The organism is Mesorhizobium sp. M0698, assembly GCF_040320455.1.
Classification (GTDB): domain Bacteria; phylum Pseudomonadota; class Alphaproteobacteria; order Rhizobiales; family Rhizobiaceae; genus Mesorhizobium.
Window position 1 is genome coordinate 277,047 of sequence record NZ_JAMYPQ010000001.1, and the last position, 17,553, is coordinate 294,599.

The 17,553-nt window shown below is 63.3% G+C and carries 15 protein-coding genes; 13 read left to right on the plus strand and 2 right to left on the minus strand.

The window, feature by feature from the left end:
* Positions 1 to 45 precede the first annotated feature (45 nt).
* The 12 genes from NKI16_RS01435 to NKI16_RS01490 all read left to right on the plus strand — a co-directional run bounded on the left by NKI16_RS01435 (position 46) and on the right by NKI16_RS01490 (position 14,424).
* Complete coding sequence (locus NKI16_RS01435) at positions 46 to 972, plus strand: D-alanine--D-alanine ligase (protein WP_352619502.1); 927 nt, start codon at positions 46 to 48, stop codon at positions 970 to 972.
* Positions 960 to 1,901, plus strand: a complete 942-nt coding sequence (locus NKI16_RS01440; RefSeq protein WP_352456163.1) for a cell division protein FtsQ/DivIB — start codon at positions 960 to 962, stop codon at positions 1,899 to 1,901. The genes NKI16_RS01435 and NKI16_RS01440 overlap by 13 nt, the downstream gene beginning before the upstream one ends.
* The gene (ftsA, locus tag NKI16_RS01445) at positions 1,898 to 3,205 is read left to right on the plus strand and encodes a cell division protein FtsA (protein ID WP_023676759.1); all 1,308 of its coding nucleotides are present in this window, start codon (positions 1,898 to 1,900) and stop codon (positions 3,203 to 3,205) included. The genes NKI16_RS01440 and ftsA overlap by 4 nt, the downstream gene beginning before the upstream one ends.
* 68 nt (positions 3,206 to 3,273) lie before the next feature.
* Positions 3,274 to 4,944, plus strand: coding sequence for a cell division protein FtsZ (ftsZ, locus tag NKI16_RS01450; RefSeq protein ID WP_352570480.1), 1,671 nt, complete (start codon positions 3,274 to 3,276; stop codon positions 4,942 to 4,944).
* Positions 4,945 to 5,223: 279 nt separating this feature from the next.
* Complete coding sequence (lpxC, locus tag NKI16_RS01455; RefSeq protein WP_254818982.1) at positions 5,224 to 6,171, plus strand: UDP-3-O-acyl-N-acetylglucosamine deacetylase; 948 nt, start codon at positions 5,224 to 5,226, stop codon at positions 6,169 to 6,171.
* 204 nt (positions 6,172 to 6,375) lie between these two features.
* Positions 6,376 to 7,245, plus strand: coding sequence for an outer membrane protein assembly factor BamD (locus tag NKI16_RS01460; protein ID WP_023676756.1), 870 nt, complete (start codon positions 6,376 to 6,378; stop codon positions 7,243 to 7,245).
* Positions 7,246 to 7,258: 13 nt separating this feature from the next.
* Positions 7,259 to 8,932, plus strand: a complete 1,674-nt coding sequence (recN, locus tag NKI16_RS01465) for a DNA repair protein RecN (RefSeq protein WP_352622688.1) — start codon at positions 7,259 to 7,261, stop codon at positions 8,930 to 8,932.
* Positions 8,933 to 9,173: 241 nt separating this feature from the next.
* The gene (ligA, locus tag NKI16_RS01470; RefSeq protein WP_352622690.1) at positions 9,174 to 11,381 is read left to right on the plus strand and encodes an NAD-dependent DNA ligase LigA; all 2,208 of its coding nucleotides are present in this window, start codon (positions 9,174 to 9,176) and stop codon (positions 11,379 to 11,381) included.
* Positions 11,381 to 12,073, plus strand: coding sequence for a DUF2461 domain-containing protein (locus NKI16_RS01475; RefSeq protein ID WP_023676753.1), 693 nt, complete (start codon positions 11,381 to 11,383; stop codon positions 12,071 to 12,073). Before ligA ends, NKI16_RS01475 begins: the two co-directional genes overlap by 1 nt.
* 122 nt (positions 12,074 to 12,195) lie before the next feature.
* Positions 12,196 to 12,924, plus strand: a complete 729-nt coding sequence (locus NKI16_RS01480; RefSeq protein ID WP_023676752.1) for an AzlC family ABC transporter permease — start codon at positions 12,196 to 12,198, stop codon at positions 12,922 to 12,924.
* Positions 12,921 to 13,217 carry an AzlD family protein gene (locus NKI16_RS01485; RefSeq protein ID WP_023676751.1) on the plus strand — a complete coding sequence of 99 codons (297 nt, stop codon included), beginning with the start codon at positions 12,921 to 12,923 and terminating at the stop codon, positions 13,215 to 13,217. The genes NKI16_RS01480 and NKI16_RS01485 overlap by 4 nt, the downstream gene beginning before the upstream one ends.
* Before the next feature lie 316 nt (positions 13,218 to 13,533).
* Positions 13,534 to 14,424 carry a LysR family transcriptional regulator gene (locus tag NKI16_RS01490; RefSeq protein ID WP_023676750.1) on the plus strand — a complete coding sequence of 297 codons (891 nt, stop codon included), beginning with the start codon at positions 13,534 to 13,536 and terminating at the stop codon, positions 14,422 to 14,424.
* Here NKI16_RS01490 and NKI16_RS01495 read toward each other — a convergent pair.
* Positions 14,414 to 16,258, minus strand: a complete 1,845-nt coding sequence (locus NKI16_RS01495; protein WP_023676749.1) for an aminopeptidase P family protein — start codon at positions 16,256 to 16,258, stop codon at positions 14,414 to 14,416. The genes NKI16_RS01490 and NKI16_RS01495 overlap by 11 nt on opposite strands.
* 200 nt (positions 16,259 to 16,458) lie before the next feature.
* On the opposite strand from NKI16_RS01495, the gene NKI16_RS01500 reads away from it, so the two are divergent.
* Positions 16,459 to 16,638: a hypothetical protein gene (locus NKI16_RS01500; protein WP_031211768.1), complete on the plus strand. Its 180-nt coding sequence runs from the start codon at positions 16,459 to 16,461 to the stop codon at positions 16,636 to 16,638.
* Between the two features lie 39 nt (positions 16,639 to 16,677).
* Here NKI16_RS01500 and NKI16_RS01505 read toward each other — a convergent pair whose 3' ends face one another.
* Positions 16,678 to 17,550: a 50S ribosomal protein L11 methyltransferase gene (locus NKI16_RS01505; RefSeq protein ID WP_023676747.1), complete on the minus strand. Its 873-nt coding sequence runs from the start codon at positions 17,548 to 17,550 to the stop codon at positions 16,678 to 16,680.
* Positions 17,551 to 17,553: the final 3 nt, after the last annotated feature.

A 17,553-nucleotide genomic window follows, 5' to 3' on the forward strand; every position in this document is an offset into this window, starting at 1 on the left:
CCATGCATGATGGTGCAGGCCTGCTGTGAGAGGAAATGACGGGGAATGACAAGCAAGCACGTGGCCGTCCTTCTGGGGGGATTCTCGTCCGAGCGGCCCGTGTCCCTGTCGTCGGGCAAAGCCTGTGCCGATACGCTCGAGGGAGAGGGCTACCAGGTCACCCGCGTCGACGTCTCGCGTGACATCGGCTCGGTGCTCGCCGAGCTCAAGCCTGACGTCGTCTTCAATGCGCTGCACGGCCCCTTCGGCGAGGACGGCACCATCCAGGGCATCCTCGAGTACCTCGCCATTCCGTACACCCATTCCGGCGTGCTTGCCTCGGCGCTTGCGATGAACAAGGAACAGGCCAAGAAGGTCGCGAAGGCGGCCGGCGTTCCGGTGGCGGAATCGAAGGTGGCCAATCGCTTCGCCATCCAGAACAAGCACCCGATGAAGCCGCCCTATGTAGTCAAGCCGGTCAACGAAGGATCGAGCTTCGGCGTCGTCATCGTGCATGAAGGCCAGTCGCATCCGCCGCAGATCATCGGCTCGTCCGAGTGGAGATATGGCGACGCGGTGATGGTCGAGCGTTATGTGCACGGGCGGGAATTGACGTGCGCGGTGATGGGCGATGTGGCGCTCGGTGTCTGCGAGATCATCCCGACCGGCCATTCCTTCTACGACTATGATTCAAAATACGTCGCCGGAGGATCAAAACACGAATGCCCGGCAAAACTTTCACCGAATATTTACCAAAAAATACAGACACTGACGCTCAAGGCTCACCAAGCTATCGGCTGTCGGGGCGTTTCCCGGTCGGACTTCCGTTATGACGATCGTCACTCCGAAAACGGCGAAATTGTCTGGCTCGAGGTCAACACCCAGCCGGGCATGACGCCGACGTCTTTGGTGCCGGAAATCGCCGCGCAAGCGGGACACTCGTTCGGCGATTTGTTGAGTTGGATGGTGGAGGACGCTTCGTGTCTGCGTTGAAGTGGGGACAGGGCAAGGGGAAGGGCGCGGCCGGGCCGGCGCTGTTCGGCATGCCGTTGTCGTTCGACCATTTCGTGCTGCCGCGCCTGCTCCGCCGGCCGGTGCGCGTGCTGGCGCGCCTCGGCGAAGGCGACTTCGAAGCGCCGCCCTATTGCGCTGCCATGCTGTCGGCGGCACTGCTTGTTTCGAGCAGTGCCTATGGCGCCTATCTCGGCGGATATTCCGACGCCATCGTCCAGAGTGTCACCGCCCGCACCGGCTTTGCCGTCGACCAGGTCAAGGTCGTCGGCAACCGCGAAACGTCCGAGATCGATATTCTCGACAGGCTGGAACTCGACGGCTGGACCTCGCTGATCGGCTTCGATGCCGAAGCCGCGCGCGAACGCATCACCACGCTACCCTGGGTCGAAGCCGCGGCAGTGCGCAAGGTCTACCCGCATACGCTGGAAGTGCGCGTCGAGGAGCGCGAGCCGTTCGCGCTGTGGCAGCAAGGCAGCGCGCTTTCGGTCATCGAGAAATCCGGCACCGTCATTGCGCCATTCTCCGGCGGCAAACAGATATTGCTGCCGCTGATCATCGGCACCGGCGCACCGGCCAAAGCGCCGGATTTCCTAGCCAAGATCAAGAATTATCCGGAGCTCGCCGCGCGGATCAAGGGCTATATCCGCATCGGCGAACGGCGTTGGGACCTCAAGCTTGAAAACGGCATCACGATCAAGCTTCCCGAAGACGGTGAGGATCAGGCGATTGCCGACCTGGTCAGGATGGATCACGAGAACGGGCTTTTGACGCGCGACATCGCCGCCGTCGACATGCGCCTTTCCGATCGTCTGGTCGTCCAGTTGACGCCGGAAGCGGCGACACAGCGCCAAGCCGCGCTCGACGAAAAGCCCAAGATGCTGAAGCGCAAGCCGGAGACGAAGATATGAGCTGGCTTGGCGGCAATAGCGATGCCTCGTCGCGCCGGTCCGGCATCCTGACGGTGCTGGATGTCGGCTCCAGCAAGGTCTGCTGCGTGGTGGCCAAACTCAAGCCGCGCGACGATGGCAAGCTGCTGCGCGGACGCTCGCATCGCGTCCAGGTGATCGGCATCGGCCACCAGAAATCGCAAGGCGTGAAATCGGGCGTCGTCATCGATCTCGACCGTGCCGAGCACGCCATCCGTCTTGCCGTCGACGCCGCCGAACGCATGGCGGGACTGACGGTCGATTCGCTGATCGTCAACATGACTGCCGGCCGGCTGAAGAGCGAGGCTTTTTCGGCCACCATCAATCTCGGCGGCCATGAGGCCGACGAGGCCGACATCAAGCGCGTGCTTGCCGCCGGCGCCAAGCAGGCGTTGCGGGCCGAGCGCGAGGTGATCCATTCGCTTCCCGTAGCCTTTTCGCTGGATGCCGAGCGCGGTGTGCGCGATCCGCGCGGCATGGTTGGCGACCAGCTTGGCGTCGACATGCACGTGCTGACAGGCGACGCAGCGCCCTTGCGCAATCTGGAGCTCTGCATCAACCGCTCGCATCTGTCGGTCGAACGCATGGTGGCGACGCCCTATGCCAGTGGGCTTGCTGCGCTGGTCGACGACGAGCTCGAAATGGGCGCGGCCTGCATCGACATGGGCGGCGGCACGACGACGATCTCGGTGTTTTCGGAAGGCAAGTTCGTCCATGGCGATGCCATCGCGATCGGCGGCAACCACGTCACGCTGGATATGGCCAAGGGCCTGTCGACCTCGCTCGATGCCGCCGAAAGGCTGAAAGTGATGCATGGCTCGGCGCTGCCTGGCAGTGCCGACGACCGCGACCTGGTTTCCATCCATCCGATCGGCGAGGACGGCGAGGTGCCGTTGCAGATCCCGCGCTCGGTGATGACGCGCATCATCCGCGCCCGCATCGACGAGACGCTGGAATTGTTGCGCGACCGGCTGAACAAATCCGGCTACGGCAACGCCGTCGGCAAGCGTGTGGTGCTGACCGGCGGTGCCAGCCAGCTTGCCGGCCTGCCAGAAGCAGCACGCCGCATTCTCGGCCGCAATGTGCGCATCGGACGCCCGCTTGGCGTGGCAGGCTTGCCCGAGGCGGCCAAGGGGCCGGCTTTCTCGACCCCGGTCGGACTTCTGATCTATCCACAGATGGCGAGCTTCGAGAGCCGGCCGGCGAAGGGAATTTCCGGTCTTCGGATGACCGGAACAGGCGGAAAACTGCATCGAATGAGTCAGTGGTTGAGAGACAGTTTTTAATTTTGACGGGGACAGCCCCATAGGCGGCCGCGGCGGCGAAGCGGCGGGAAAGGCAAAGGACGAAGACAATGACCATCAATCTGCAGAAGCCGGACATCACCGAGCTCAAGCCGCGCATCACCGTGTTCGGTGTCGGCGGCGGCGGCGGCAATGCCGTCAACAACATGATCACCGCCGGCTTGCGCGGCGTCGAGTTCGTGGTGGCCAACACCGACGCGCAGGCACTGACGATGTCGAAGGCCGAGCGGCTGATCCAGCTCGGCGCGCATGTCACCGAGGGTCTCGGCGCCGGATCGCAGCCTGAAGTCGGGCGCGCGGCGGCGGAGGAATGCATCGACGAGATCATCGATCATCTCTCCAACACGCATATGTGCTTCGTCACTGCCGGCATGGGCGGCGGCACCGGCACCGGGGCGGCTCCCGTCGTTGCCCGCGCTGCCCGCGAAAAGGGTATCCTTACCGTCGGCGTCGTCACCAAGCCGTTCCACTTCGAAGGCCAGCGCCGCATGAAGACGGCCGACATGGGTATCGAGGAACTGCAGAAATGCGTCGATACCCTGATCGTCATTCCCAACCAGAACCTGTTCCGGCTGGCCAATGACAAGACCACCTTCGCCGATGCCTTCGCCATGGCCGACCAGGTGCTCTATTCGGGCGTTGCCTGCATCACCGACCTGATGGTCAAGGAAGGCCTGATCAATCTCGACTTCGCCGACGTCCGCTCGGTCATGCGCGAAATGGGCAAGGCGATGATGGGGACTGGCGAGGCTTCGGGCGAGGGCCGTGCAATGGCCGCGGCGGAAGCCGCCATCGCCAACCCGCTGCTCGACGAGACCTCGATGAAGGGCGCCAAGGGCCTGCTGATCTCGATCACCGGCGGCCGCGACCTGACCCTGTTCGAAGTCGATGAGGCGGCAACCCGCATTCGCGAAGAGGTCGACCAGGATGCCAACATCATTCTGGGCGCCACTTTCGACGAGGAACTCGAAGGCGTTATCCGCGTGTCAGTGGTCGCCACCGGCATCGACAAATCGGCGGCCGAAATCGCTGCCGCGCCGATCGCCATCCGCACGGCTCCGCCGAAGGCGGCCAGCCGCCCGGCGGCCCAGGTCACGGAAATGCGCCCGGCGCCTGTCCAGCAACCGATCTATGAACCACGTGCTGCCGACCCGGTCGCCGAGGCCATTCAGCTCGCCGAGGCGAATGCGGCAGCGGTGGCGCAGGCCCGCCCGGCACCGGTCGCGCATGCGGAAGACTTCCGTCCGCAGAGCAAGATCTTCCAGGCGCCTCCGGCTCAGCCGCAGCCGATGATGCAGCCAGCGGTTCAGCAAGCGATGCAGCCTGCTCCGCATCGTGAAATGCCGCAGCCGGTTGCCGCAGCACCCCAGCGCATGCCGCGGGTCGAGGATTTCCCGCCGCAGGTGAAGGCCGAAGTGGAAGCCAAGGCGCGCCCGGCCGACCACGAAAACAGCGGCCCGATGGGCTTGCTCAAGCGCCTGACCAACGGCTTGACCCGCCGCGAAGAGGAGCCTGCAAGGCTGCAGCCGGCGCAGCCGCGCGAACCGAAACTGCGCCAGGCGCCGGCGGAAGTGCGCCGCCTTGCCAGCCAGGATCCGCAGCTTTACGCGCCGCGCCGCGGCCAGCTGGACGAGCAGGGCCGACTGACGCCGCAGAGCCGGGCTGTCCAGGAAGACGATCAGTTGGAGATTCCCGCCTTTCTGCGCCGACAGGCCAATTGATCTGTTAACGGTTCGTAACAGTTGTTAACAGGCGAGCAGGAGACTGTTCGCCTGTTAACGTTAAAAACGATTTCAGAACAAGGACTTATGAGGCGTTCCCTCCCGGGACCGCAGTTACAAAGAGTAAGAAACCGTGATTTGGAGTCTCCCTGCGGGATCATTATCTTCGCCACCGACCAAAGTCGGTTTGCTGGGAGTCTCGGGGAAGTGGCCCTGCCTGCCGATCAATCAAGAGCCGCGCCCTCAGGGCAGATGAAGCGGACCTAGGCAGTACGGGCTATGGGGATTGTTTTGCACGACTATCAGACGACACTTAAATCGCGCGCGACGCTGACTGGCATCGGCGTTCACAGTGGCAATCCGGTCACCGTCCATTTCCTGCCGGCGGATGCCGATACGGGTGTCGTCTTCCAGCTTTCGAATGCAAGCGGAAGCCACGAATTTCGCGCGCTCGTCTCCGAGGTCGGCGCCACCGATCTCTGCACCATGCTTGGCGATCCGCAAGGCGAGCACATTGCCACGGTCGAGCATCTGATGGCGACGCTTTTCGGGCTTGGAATCGACAATCTCGTCATCGAAATCGACGGCCATGAGGTGCCTATCCTCGACGGCAGCGCAGTGATGTTCGTCGAGGCCATTGACCAGGCAGGCATCGAAACGCTGCCGGTCAAGCGTCGCTACATCAGGGTGGTCAAGCCGGTTCGCATCGAGAACGGCGCCTGCTGGGCGGAGTTCAGGCCCTATGACGGCACGCGCTTCGAGATCGAGATCGATTTCGAAAGCCCGGCGATCGGGCGCCAACTTTTTGCATCCGACATGAACGCCGACATTTTCCGCCGCGACGTCGCGCGGGCCCGCACGTTCGGTTTCATGAAGGACGTCGAGCGGCTGTGGGCGGCCGGCTATGCGCTCGGCTCCTCGTTGGAAAACTCCCTGGTGATCGGCGACGACAACCGCGTGATCAACATGGGAGGCCTGCGCTATCCCAACGAGTTCGCGCGCCACAAGACGATGGATGCGATGGGCGACCTGGCGCTCGCCGGTGCCCGGTTCATCGGCTGCTTCCGCTCCTATCGTGGTGGCCACAGGCTGAACGCGGCTGCGCTGCGCCGTCTCTTGTCGGACCGTTCGGCTTTTGAGATCGTCGAGACAACGCGCCGCGAGCGCGGGCGTACCGCGGAGATGAGCGCCGTCAACGCACCCCTCTATGCGCCCTGGATGATCTGATTCTTAAGGTCTTACGGCCCCCGTTGCGGTCAAGCTGTGTTGCATGGATGCATCACCGGCCGGCCAAATTACACAGCTTTCCAGGTGGCGCCAAACCGCCACAAAAATGTGCGATTGGCCGGGGATAGCGTTGCCGGGCAAGGCAATTATGGTTTATGGCTGCTGCCGTCGACTGAAATGACGCCGAAAGGGCGGAATCCAAACATGTTTTTCAAGCGAGTTGGTCAATCGAAGGCGCTGCGGCGGGCTGTTTTCCTGGCGCTTTCGGTGGTCGTTCCATCGCTGTTTCTGTCGGCCTGCATGTCGTCCGAGAAGGACGTCGATCTGTCGACCTATGTCGATCAGACCGAGCCGGCCGACGTGCTCTACAATCAGGGTCTCGCCAATCTGAATGCCGGGCGACTGCAGGAGGCAAGCCGCAAGTTTGACGCCGTCGACCGCCAGCATCCATATTCCGAATTCGCCCGCAAATCGATGGTGATGGGTGCCTTTGCCGACTACCGTCAGGGCAATTACGATGAGGCGATCGGTTCGGCCAAGCGCTACCTGACCCTGTACCCGTCGACCGACGATGCAGCCTATGCCCAATATATTATCGGGCTGAGCTACTACCGCCAGATCAAGGACGTCACCCAGGACCAGAAGGAAGCGCGTCTTACCGTGCAGACGATGCAGGACCTCGTGACGCGCTGGCCCACGTCCGAATATGCCGACGACGCCAAGGAGAAGATCCGCTTCGCCAACGATCAGCTCGCCGGCAAAGAGATGCAGATCGGCCGCTATTATCTCGAGCGCCGCGAATACATCGCAGCCGTCAAACGGTTCCGCAACGTGGTGGAGAACTATTCGAACACACGCCATGTCGAGGAGGCGCTGGCGCGTCTGACCGAGAGCTACTATGCGATGGGGCTAACGTCGGAAGCGCAGACCGCTGCGGCCGTGCTCGGCACCAACTATCCCGACAGCCAGTGGTACAAGGACTCCTACAAGCTCCTGCAGAGTGGTGGGCTCGAGCCGCGCGAGAATGCCGGATCGTGGATCTCCAAGGCCGGGAAGCTGATCACCGGCGCCTGAGCGGCGCGTCACCATGCTCTCCAGGCTGTCGATCCGCGATATCGTTCTGATCGAGAAGCTGGACATCGACTTCTCGTCCGGCCTTTCGGTGCTGACCGGCGAAACCGGCGCCGGAAAGTCCATCCTGCTCGACGCCTTGTCGCTGGCGCTTGGCGCCCGCGGCGACGCCTCGCTGGTGCGGCATGGCGCGGCACAAGGCCAAGTCATCGCCGTGTTCGACGTGCCGCGCAATCACGCGGCTCGCATGCTGCTTGCCGAGAATGCCATCGAGTACGACGGCGACATTATCCTGCGCCGCGTCCAGACGGCTGACGGCCGCACGCGCGTGTTCGTCAACGACCAGCCGTCCAGCGTGACGCTGATGCGCGACATCGGCCGTGCGCTGGTCGAGATCCACGGCCAGCATGACGAGCGCGCTTTGGTCGATCCCGGCGCCCATCGCGAGTTGCTCGACAGTTTCGGCGGTCATCTGGGTGCCGCGCGGGCAACCGGCGAGGCGTGGCGGCATTGGCGTACCTGTGAGCAGGAATTTTCACGGCACGGGGCCAAAGTCGAGGCAGCTGCCCGCGAGGCCGATTATCTGCGTGCGGCGGTCGCCGAATTGACCAGGCTCGATGCGCAACCGGGCGAAGAGACCGAGCTCGCCGAACTGCGCGCCTCGATGATGCGTGCCGAAAAGATCGCCTCGGAAATCCACGATGCGCAGGATGTGCTCTCGGGCCGGTCCTCGCCCTTGCCGCAGTTGGCCAGCCTGCTCAGGCGGCTGCAGCGCAAGGTGACGGAAGCGCCCGGCTTGCTCGAGGATGTCGTCAAGTCGCTCGACGAGGCGATGCTGTCGCTCGACGCGGCGCAGTCGGGCGTCGAAGCCGCACTGCGCGCCACCGAATATGATCCGCAGCGGCTGGAGAAAGCCGAGGAGCGGCTGTTTTCGCTGCGTGCCGCGTCGCGCAAGCACAGCGTCGCCGTCGACGACCTGGCACAATTGCGTGACACCATGGCGGCCGACCTTGCCGATCTCGACGCCGGCGAAGAGCGCCTGCATGCGCTGGAGACACAGGCTGCAGCGGCGCGCCAGGCCTATGACATTACGGCGGCCCAGCTGTCGTCGCTTCGCCATGCGGCGGCCGTCGGGCTGACCAAGGCGGTAATGGCCGAACTGCCGGCGCTGAAGCTCGAACGGGCCGAGTTCATCGTCGAGATCGCAAGCGATGCCGAGAGCCGCATGGAAGAAGGCATCGACCAGGTCGAGTTCTGGGTGCGCACCAACCCCGGCACCAGGCCCGGCCCGATGATGAAAGTCGCTTCCGGCGGCGAGCTTTCGCGCTTCCTGCTGGCGTTGAAGGTAGCACTCGCTGACCGGGGCTCGGCGCCGACCTTGGTCTTCGACGAAATCGACACCGGCGTCGGCGGTGCGGTTGCCGACGCCATCGGCCAGCGGCTGGCGCGGCTGGCAAAACGCGTGCAGGTGCTTTCGGTCACGCATGCACCACAAGTGGCGGCGCGCGCGGCGACGCATTTCCTGATCTCCAAATCGGGCGGGGCCGACCGGGTCTCGACCGGCATCGCCGAGATGGACCGGGCGGCGCGGCAGGAAGAGATCGCACGCATGCTCGCCGGCGCCACCATCACCGACGAGGCGCGCGCGGCGGCCGAGCGGCTGCTGCGGGAGAACACCGCTGCAGCCTAGAGCGGTTCATCGTTTCACGGAAACGCCGAACCGCTCTACTTCTTTGTTTTGCGCAATTCCGGACGGAAAACCGTTTCACACTTTTCCCGGAATTGCTCTAGACGAGTTCGTTTCCGGCGCTCGTGACCTGAGTCAGGGTCTGGCGCCATCCTGCTGTTCAGGAATGATTTTCCGTGCCTGGTCTCTCCCTCGTGAGAGAATCCTGCTCTATTGTGTCGCGCCACCGTGGAGGGAGCAGTGCATGGACGAAAAACCAGTCGATTCGCTCAGCGAAAGCGAGGCGGCAAGCGAGTTGAAGCGGTTGGCGCAGGAGATCGCCGAGCACGACCGGCGCTACCATGGCGAGGACGCGCCGATAATCACGGATGCGGAATATGACGCGCTGACGCGGCGCAACCTCGCCATCGAACAGCGCTTCCCCGCTTTGGTGCGTGAGGATTCGCCCTCACGCAGGGTCGGCGCGCCGCCGGCGGAAGGCTTTGCCAAGGTGCGCCACGCGGTGCCGATGCTCAGCCTAGCCAAGGCCTATACCGACCAGGACGTCGCGGACTTCATCGAACGGGGCCGGCGATTCTTTGACCGCGACAAGGATCTGAACATCGCCTTCACGGCGGAGCCGAAGATCGACGGGCTATCGGCTTCCCTGCGGTATGAAGGCGGTGTGTTCGTGCAGGGAGCAACGCGCGGCGACGGCGTCGTCGGCGAGGACATCACCGCCAATCTCAAGACCATCGCCGATATTCCCAAGACCTTGAAGGGATCGGACTGGCCCGAGGTCATCGAAATACGCGGTGAGGTCTATATGACCTACGCGGAATTCGAGGCGCTGAAGCAACGTTCGGCGGCGATAGGCGGCCAGGATTACGTCAATCCGCGTAACACGGCGGCCGGGTCGCTCCGTCAGAAGGACCCGTCCGTTACCGCCAGCCGCAACCTCAAATTCTTTGCCTATGCCTGGGGCTATACGACGAAGGATCCGGCTCCGACCCAGTACGATTCGGTGCAGAAGTTCGCGGAATGGGGATTCAAGGTCAGCCCGCTGATGGTCCGGGCAAGATCGGTCGAGGAACTGGTCGCGCACTATCACCTAATCGAGACCCAGCGCTCATCGCTCGGCTACGACATCGACGGCGTCGTCTACAAGGTCGACCAATTGGAGTTGCAGCGCAGATGGGGCTTTGTCACCGGCGAACCACGCTGGGCCATTGCCCACAAATTTCCAGCCGAACAGGCGATGACAACCGTGCTCAGGATCGACATTCAGGTGGGCCGTACCGGTACGCTGGCGCCCGTTGCCCGGCTTGCGCCCGTCACGGTCGGCGGCGTCGTGGTCGAAAATGTCACGCTTCACAACGAAGACTACATCAAGGGTCTGGACAGCAACGGCCAGCCGATCCGCGACGGCTATGATGTGCGTATCGGCGACACGGTGGTCATCCAGCGGGCAGGGGACGTCATTCCGCAGATCGTCAGCGTCGTAGCCGACAAGCGTCCGCCAGATGCCGTGCCCTACGAATTCCCGCACAACTGTCCGATCTGCGGCTCGCCGGCAAGGCGCGAGATCAACGAGAAGACCGGCAAGGAAGATTCCCGCCGACGTTGCACCGGCGAACTGATCTGCCCTGCGCAGGCCGTGGAAGGATTGCGCCACTTTGTGTCGCGCGGCGCCATGGATATCGAAGGCCTGGGCGCTGAAAACATTGACCTGTTTTTCAATGCCGGGTTGGTCAAGACAGCCGCCGATATCTTCACCCTCCGGGACCGCCGTCCCGCCGTCACCAAGGCGCTGGCGGAGCGACGGGAGGAGCAGGCCAGGCAGCGCGAGGCCGCATCGGGCAAAACGCGCAAGAATGTACGCAGCATCGAGGAACGCAACTATGACGGCCTCGACAAGCTCTTCGGTGCCATCGACGCTCGCCGCGAACCGGAACTTGATCGCTTCATCTTCGCGCTGGGCATTCGTCATATCGGCGAAACGACGGCCGCTGTGCTTGCCCGAACCTTCTCGACGATCGAGGAGTTGATCCGCATTGGCAAGGAGACGGCAGCGGCAGCCGATCCACACACCGTTTTTCCTTCGATCAACGGCATCGGCGATACCGTGATAGGCGCTCTTCGCGATTTCTTCGGCAATGAACGCAACGACGCCGTGCTTGAAGCGCTGCTCACACAGGTCCATCCGAAGCCGTACATTGTGAACGTCTCAGCCGACAGTGCGGTCGCCGGCAAGACAATCGTGTTTACAGGCACGCTGGAAAAGATGACGCGCCCGGAGGCCAAGGCGATGGCCGAACGCCTCGGCGCGAAGGTCGCCGGCTCGGTTTCTGCGAAGACCGATCTCCTGGTGGCAGGGCCAGGCGCCGGTTCCAAGCTGAAGGATGCGACCAAATTCGGCATCGAGGTGATCGACGAGGACACCTGGCTGCAGCGGATCGGCAAGGGCGGGTGATGGCGGCTGCGTTCAACGGTTTTGGGCAAAAGGCCATTCCCTTCCTCAAGGCGCTGGATTTTCATCAGAGCCGGGAGTGGTTTTTGGAAAACCGCGACCTTTTCGAACGCGACCTGCGCGGTCCCTTCGGCGATCTGGTCGAGACGCTCTCCGAGCGCTTCATGGCATTGGGGCTCGGCCTGCGCGGCGACCGCAAGAAGTCGCTGTTCCGGATTAATCGCGATGTGCGTTTCGCCAAGGACAAACGGCCTTATAACCGGCATTTGTCGGCGATCCTTTCGCCCGACGGCACCAAGATGGAACAGGGCGTTTTTTACGTCCATATCGGGCTCGAGCGATGCTTTGCCGCCATTGCCTGGTGGCAGCCCGGACCGGAGCTATTGCTGGCGCTGCGCAACGCGATCGCGAAGCGGCCCGCTGAATTCCGCAGCCTCGTCGCGGCGCTGAAGAAGAACGGCCTCGAGCTCGACCCGGACGGCTGCATGAAGCGCACGCCGCGCGGCTTCGAGCATATCGCCGAGCCCGATCTCGCTGCCGCGATCCGCAACCGGCATTTTGCCGTCCGGCACGCAATCGAGCCGGCGGATATCTACGGAGCTGGATTGGTCGACGAACTCGTCGACTTCGTCATGCGGGCAAAACCGCTGCTCGACTGGGGCAGGGCGATCGATGGCAAGGCTTCGCCGCGCTAGGCTCGGAAGCGAGCTTGCCGCGACGCTTCAGCCATCATTTCCGCTGATCGTTTGCCTCAAGCAAATTGGTGTGACAAGCCGGGCCGCTCTCTCTACATACGGCCGTTCCCAAGGAGCGATCGATGTCGGCGGAAGCAATCTCCGAAAACGGAGCGAAAAGCGATTTCTGGGACGGCGTGCGGCTCAGCATGCCCGTCGTGGTGGCGTCGGCGCCGTTTGCATTGCTGTTCGGTGCGCTCGCAGTTGACAACGGGTTTTCCGTGCTCGAAGCGTTCCTGATGAGCGCAACGGTGTTCGGCGGCGCCAGCCAGATGGTCGGCATCGAGCTGTTCGGCCAGCATGTCGCGCCGTGGCTGATCGTGCTGTCGATCTTCGCGGTGAATTTTCGCCATGTGCTCTATTCGGCTGGCATCGGCCGGCGCATCGCGCATTGGCCGCTGATCCAGCAGGCGATAGGCTACTTCGTGCTTACCGATCCGCAGTTCGCGGTGGCCGAGCGCAAGGCGGAGGCCGGCGAGACCGTCGGGTTCACCTGGTATATGGGGCTTGGGCTGCCGGTCTATGTGTTCTGGACCATCGAAAGCGCGCTCGGCGCGATGTTCGGCAAGCTTATTCCCGACACCCATGCGTTGGGCATCGATTTCCTGCTGCCGATCTATTTTCTCGGCCTGGTCATGAGCTTCCGCAAGCGGCCGCTGTGGCTGCCGGTGGTCATCGCCAGCGCTGCCGCCTCCATCATTGCATACAAAACGGTCGGCTCGCCCTGGCATGTCTCCATAGGTGCGCTGGCCGGCGTGCTGCTCGCCGTCATCCTGCCGCCCCGCCACAGCGGCGTGGAGGTACGGCGATGAGCACGACCTTGTGGATCATCATCGCCGCTTCGATCGCGACCTATCTGACCCGCATCGGCGGTCATCTGGTGATCTCGCGTTTCGATCAAATCCACCCGCGCGTCGAAGCCGGGCTCAGCGCCGTGCCGGCGGCGGTGCTGACCACGCTGGTGGCGCCGGCGGCGCTCAGCGCCGGGCCGGCGGAATGGGCAGCCTTGATCGTTGCCGGCTTGGTCTCACTGCGCGGCGGCCTGATGGCGATGTTCCTGGCGGGTGCTGCCGTGCTGATCCTCGCGCGGCAGCTCGTCGGCTGATCGACTTTTGCCTTGGCGGCGAGAGCACACATGCGTTTTACCGCAGCGACTATTGCCGCGCCGACCCGCGACAGGCTCAGCCGGATCGCCTCCGATCTCTCCTGGTGGGCGCGACGCACGGCGTCACTATAGAGGGCTTCGCGCTGCTTCGGCGTCAATGCGCTTAGATCGGTCGGCTGGATGCCGAAGGGCTTACGCGACATTTCCATCTCCCCTGGTTTGCCGTGTTGATCGGCAGCTACACCGGCGATTTACGGGAAAGGCATAATCAGTTAAAATGAATAATTAAGATCGTTATGTTCTCCAGGAGAGATGTATGGATTTGGCCGATCTGCGCATCTTCCGCACGGTGGTGCGCGAGGGTGGAATCACCAGGGCGGCGGAAAAACTGTTTCGCGTGCAGTCGAACGTGACCACACGCATCCGGCAGCTCGAGGAGGATCTCGGCGTGCAGCTGTTTATCCGGGAGGGCAAGCGCCTGCACGTATCGCCGGCCGGTCACAGATTGGTCGGCTATGCGGATCGGCTGCTGGCGCTTGCGGAGGAGGCGCGAACGGCGATGCTCGATCCACGCCCGCGCGGCACTCTTCGCCTAGGTGCCATGGAGAGCACCGCTGCGGCACGGCTTCCAAGTCTGCTCGCCGAATACCATGCACGGCATCCCGAAGTGGAAATCCAGTTGCGCACCGGCAATCCGCAGGTTCTCGCGACCGCCATGCTTGCCGGTGAGCTCGATGCAGCGTTCGCCGCCGAGCCGATCGCCGACGCCCCATTCGAAAAGCTGCCCGCGTTTCACGAGCAGCTGGTCATTGTCTCGGCGGCATCGCGCGTTTCGGTCGAAGACCACCTGGACATGCCCAAAACCATGATAGCCTTCGAGCACGGCTGTCCGCACCGCAAGCGGCTGGAACAATGGTATGCGCGCCGAGGGTTCATGGCCGAGAAAACCATCGAGCTTGGTTCATACCATGCCATCCTTGGTTGCGTGGTGGCTGGCATGGGCATAGCGCTGATGCCGAAAAGCGTGCTTTCGGGTTTCCCGGAAAGCCGCTGGCTAAAGCTGCACGAACTGCCCTCTGACGAAGACAACGCCGTCACGGTGTTGTTCTGGCGCAAGGGAGCCGGTTCTCCCAACGTCACCGCTTTGCAGGGACTGCTTGCGGAGCAATGCCTGTCAACCGGCGTTGCCGCCGCGGCTATTGCTTGAAGTCGTGCGGCAGCGGCGCGGTTGCCTTTTCCAGCCAGGCCAGCGTTTCGCCGTCGAGCATCGGTCCGATCTCGGCCAGTACGCGCGCATGGTATTCGTCAAGCCAATGCAACTCGTCGCGGGTTAAAAGGTCCGATCGGACCAGCCGCTTGTCGATCGGCGCCAGCGTCAGTGTCTCGAAGCCGTGCATGGCGATGTCGCCGCCCTCGATTGCCTCGGCCGGTGTCACCAGAATCAAGTTCTCGATGCGGATGCCGTAGGAACCTTCCTTGTAATAGCCGGGCTCGTTGGAGACGATCATGCCGGCCAGCAGCTTTTCGGTACCGGTCTTGGCGATACGCTGCGGGCCCTCATGCACGGCAAGATAGGAGCCGACACCGTGCCCGGTGCCATGGGCGAAATCGCAGCCGTGTCTCCATAGCGCCAGGCGCGCCACTGCATCGATTTCGGAGCCGCGCGTGCCCTGGGGGAAGCGCAGCATGGAGATGCCGATCATGCCTTTCAGCACCAGCGTGAAGCGCTCGCGCATCTCCTCGGTTGGCGCGCCAATCGGAACCGTGCGGGTAATGTCGGTGGTGCCGTCCTGGTACTGCCCGCCGGAATCGAGCAGGAACAGCTCGCCATCCCCCAGCTTGCGATTGGTGGCGCGGGAGACGCGGTAGTGCATGATAGCGCCGTTAGGACCAGCGCCGGAGATGGTATCGAACGATACGTCGCGCAGCGGCATCTGCGTTTCTTCGCCGGTCTGACGGCGCGTCTCCTCAAGCCTGGTGACAACGGCGATTTCGTCGAGCGTGCCGGGCTTCTGGCGGTCGAGCCAGCACAGCAGCTTGGCGACCGCGGCGCCGTCGCGGCGATGTGCGGCGCGTGCGCCGGCGATCTCAGCTTTGTTCTTTGTTGCGCGTGGAATGCGGGCCGGATCGGGCACGGCAATGACGGTGCCGCCATTATCCTCGACCAGCATCCTGAGCTTGTCCGCCGCTAGAACCGGGTCCAGCGCGATTTTTGCACCGCTCTTGGCCTGGGTGACGATTGCCGTTTCGAATTCACCTGGGTCGTGCAATTCGGCGAGCTGCGTCAGGTAGGCCGCGACGGTGCGCGAAAACTTGCGCTGGTCCATGAAAAGCAGATGCGAGCCGTCGGCGGCCAGCACGGCAAAGCCGAGCGCCAGCGGTGTGTGCGGTACGTCGCCGCCACGGATGTCGAACGCCCAGGCAATGGAGGAGGGGTCGGTCAGCACGGCATGGGTGGCGCCGTCCTTCTCGATGGCCGCTGCCAGCCGCACCAGCTTGTCCTTGGCCAGTTCGCCGGCAAAGCCGATCGGGTGGATCTCGACCGGTGCCAGTGGCGGCCCGGGATGGTCCTGCCAGATCGCGTCGATCGGATTCTCTTCGAGCGGCACCAGTATCGCGCCGGATTTCTCGGCCGAGGCTTTCAGCGCCTTGACGTCGCTGATCGTATGCAGCCACGGATCGAAGCCCAATCGCACGCCCTTGCCGAGATTGTCCTTGATCCAGTTGGCCGGCGGGTTGTCGACAAGGCTCTCGATCGAAAAGATGTCGAGATCGACCTCCTGGCGCACCTGCAGCGTGTAGCGCCCGTCGACAAACATGACGGCGCGCTCGCCAAGCACAATGGCGACTCCGGCCGAGCCGCTGAAGCCGGTCAGCCATTTCAGCCGTGCCGAGCGATCGGCGACATATTCGCCCTGGTGCTCGTCGGCACGGGGCACAATGAAGCCATCCAGCCCGTTGGCCGCCAACCATTGGCGCAGCATTGCCACGCGCGGCTTGCCAACGGCCGGATCGCCGGCGGAATCGAAGGTCTGGAACATGTCGGCTCTCCTCGAATGCTGGCGCGACCGTAGCGCATGACCTCGAAAATCGGAATCGATTTTCGGACCGATCATTCCCGGTTGCTGCGTGTCTCTTTGCGCATGGACGCCATGCAGAATCGACGATTTCAAAAAGCGTCAGCAGAGCTTACCTTCTTAATGTGGAGGAAAAGTCCTGTTGCCCTGCAAAGGAGACCGTCATGTCCACGATTTCACCTAGACGCGGATTTTTCAGAAACGCTGTGAAAGCGCTGATCGAAGCTCGCCAGCGCGAAGCGAGCCGGTATGTGAGCGGCGTTCTGCTTGGCTTTGACGACGAAACGCTGAAAGCTCACGGCTACGATCGCGAACAGCTGAAGAAAGCGGCGAACTCGCGCTAGGTCCGAGTTGATTCCGGCTTGCGTTGAAGGCGCTGCGCCTCAGCGCTTGAGGTGAATCGTCACCCAGCCCCCGCGGTGCAAGGTGCGGACGTGCCGGAATTTCTGGCCGACATAGGCCGCGATTACCGCATCGCGCTGGCGCTCGAGGATGCCCGACAAAACGATCGAGCCACCGAGCGCGATATGTCCGGCCATTTGCGGCGCCAGACGCATCAGCGGCCGCGCCAATATGTTGGCGACGATCAGGTCGAAGGGCGCACGCGCGGCAAAGATCGGATGATGAAAACCGGGCGCCGCCACCGTTTCAATGAGCCCCTTGACCTGGTTCAGCCGCGCATTGGCGGCGGCCACCTTGACGGCGACCGGGTCGATGTCGGTCGCCAGCACCGGTATATGCGCGAGCCTGGCCGCTGCGATGGCGAGCACCGCGCTGCCGGTGCCAAGGTCGAGCGCGTTGCGCGGATGCTCGCGCTGTATGACCTGCTCCAGCATTTCGAGGCAGCCGGCGGTGGTGCCGTGATGGCCGGTACCGAAGGCAAGGCCGGCCTCGATCTCGATGGCGAGCTCGCCGCTGTGGCGCTTCCTGCGGTCATGCGCGCCATGGACGAAGAAGCGCCCGGCCCGCACCGGCTTCAATCCCTCCAGCGAGCGCGCCACCCAGTCGATGTCGGGCAGCGCTTCGCGCGCTATCGGTTTCGACAGCGACAGTCCGGCAAGGATGTCCCTAAGCCGCGCCTCGACCGCATCGACGTCGTCGTCGGCATAGAGCGATACTTCGTGGATGTCGCTGTCCTCGTCGACCTCGAGCACCGCAATCGGCAGGCCCTCATCGTCGAATGCCGCACCGAGCGCCGCGAAGATGCGATCAGCCTCGATCTTGCCCGCGGTGAAATACAAACGCGTCTGCGTCATTAC

Coding starts and splice junctions, on each gene's coding strand:
- NKI16_RS01435 (WP_352619502.1), top strand. CDS start 46: ATGACAAGCAAGCACGTGGCCGTCCTTCTGGGGGGATTCTCGTCCGAG.
- ftsA (WP_023676759.1), top strand. CDS start 1,898: ATGAGCTGGCTTGGCGGCAATAGCGATGCCTCGTCGCGCCGGTCCGGC.
- ftsZ (WP_352570480.1), top strand. CDS start 3,274: ATGACCATCAATCTGCAGAAGCCGGACATCACCGAGCTCAAGCCGCGC.
- lpxC (WP_254818982.1), top strand. CDS start 5,224: ATGGGGATTGTTTTGCACGACTATCAGACGACACTTAAATCGCGCGCG.
- NKI16_RS01460 (WP_023676756.1), top strand. CDS start 6,376: ATGTTTTTCAAGCGAGTTGGTCAATCGAAGGCGCTGCGGCGGGCTGTT.
- recN (WP_352622688.1), top strand. CDS start 7,259: ATGCTCTCCAGGCTGTCGATCCGCGATATCGTTCTGATCGAGAAGCTG.
- ligA (WP_352622690.1), top strand. CDS start 9,174: ATGGACGAAAAACCAGTCGATTCGCTCAGCGAAAGCGAGGCGGCAAGC.
- NKI16_RS01475 (WP_023676753.1), top strand. CDS start 11,381: ATGGCGGCTGCGTTCAACGGTTTTGGGCAAAAGGCCATTCCCTTCCTC.
- NKI16_RS01480 (WP_023676752.1), top strand. CDS start 12,196: ATGTCGGCGGAAGCAATCTCCGAAAACGGAGCGAAAAGCGATTTCTGG.
- NKI16_RS01485 (WP_023676751.1), top strand. CDS start 12,921: ATGAGCACGACCTTGTGGATCATCATCGCCGCTTCGATCGCGACCTAT.
- NKI16_RS01490 (WP_023676750.1), top strand. CDS start 13,534: ATGGATTTGGCCGATCTGCGCATCTTCCGCACGGTGGTGCGCGAGGGT.
- NKI16_RS01495 (WP_023676749.1), bottom strand. CDS start 16,258: ATGTTCCAGACCTTCGATTCCGCCGGCGATCCGGCCGTTGGCAAGCCG.
- NKI16_RS01500 (WP_031211768.1), top strand. CDS start 16,459: ATGTCCACGATTTCACCTAGACGCGGATTTTTCAGAAACGCTGTGAAA.
- NKI16_RS01505 (WP_023676747.1), bottom strand. CDS start 17,550: ATGACGCAGACGCGTTTGTATTTCACCGCGGGCAAGATCGAGGCTGAT.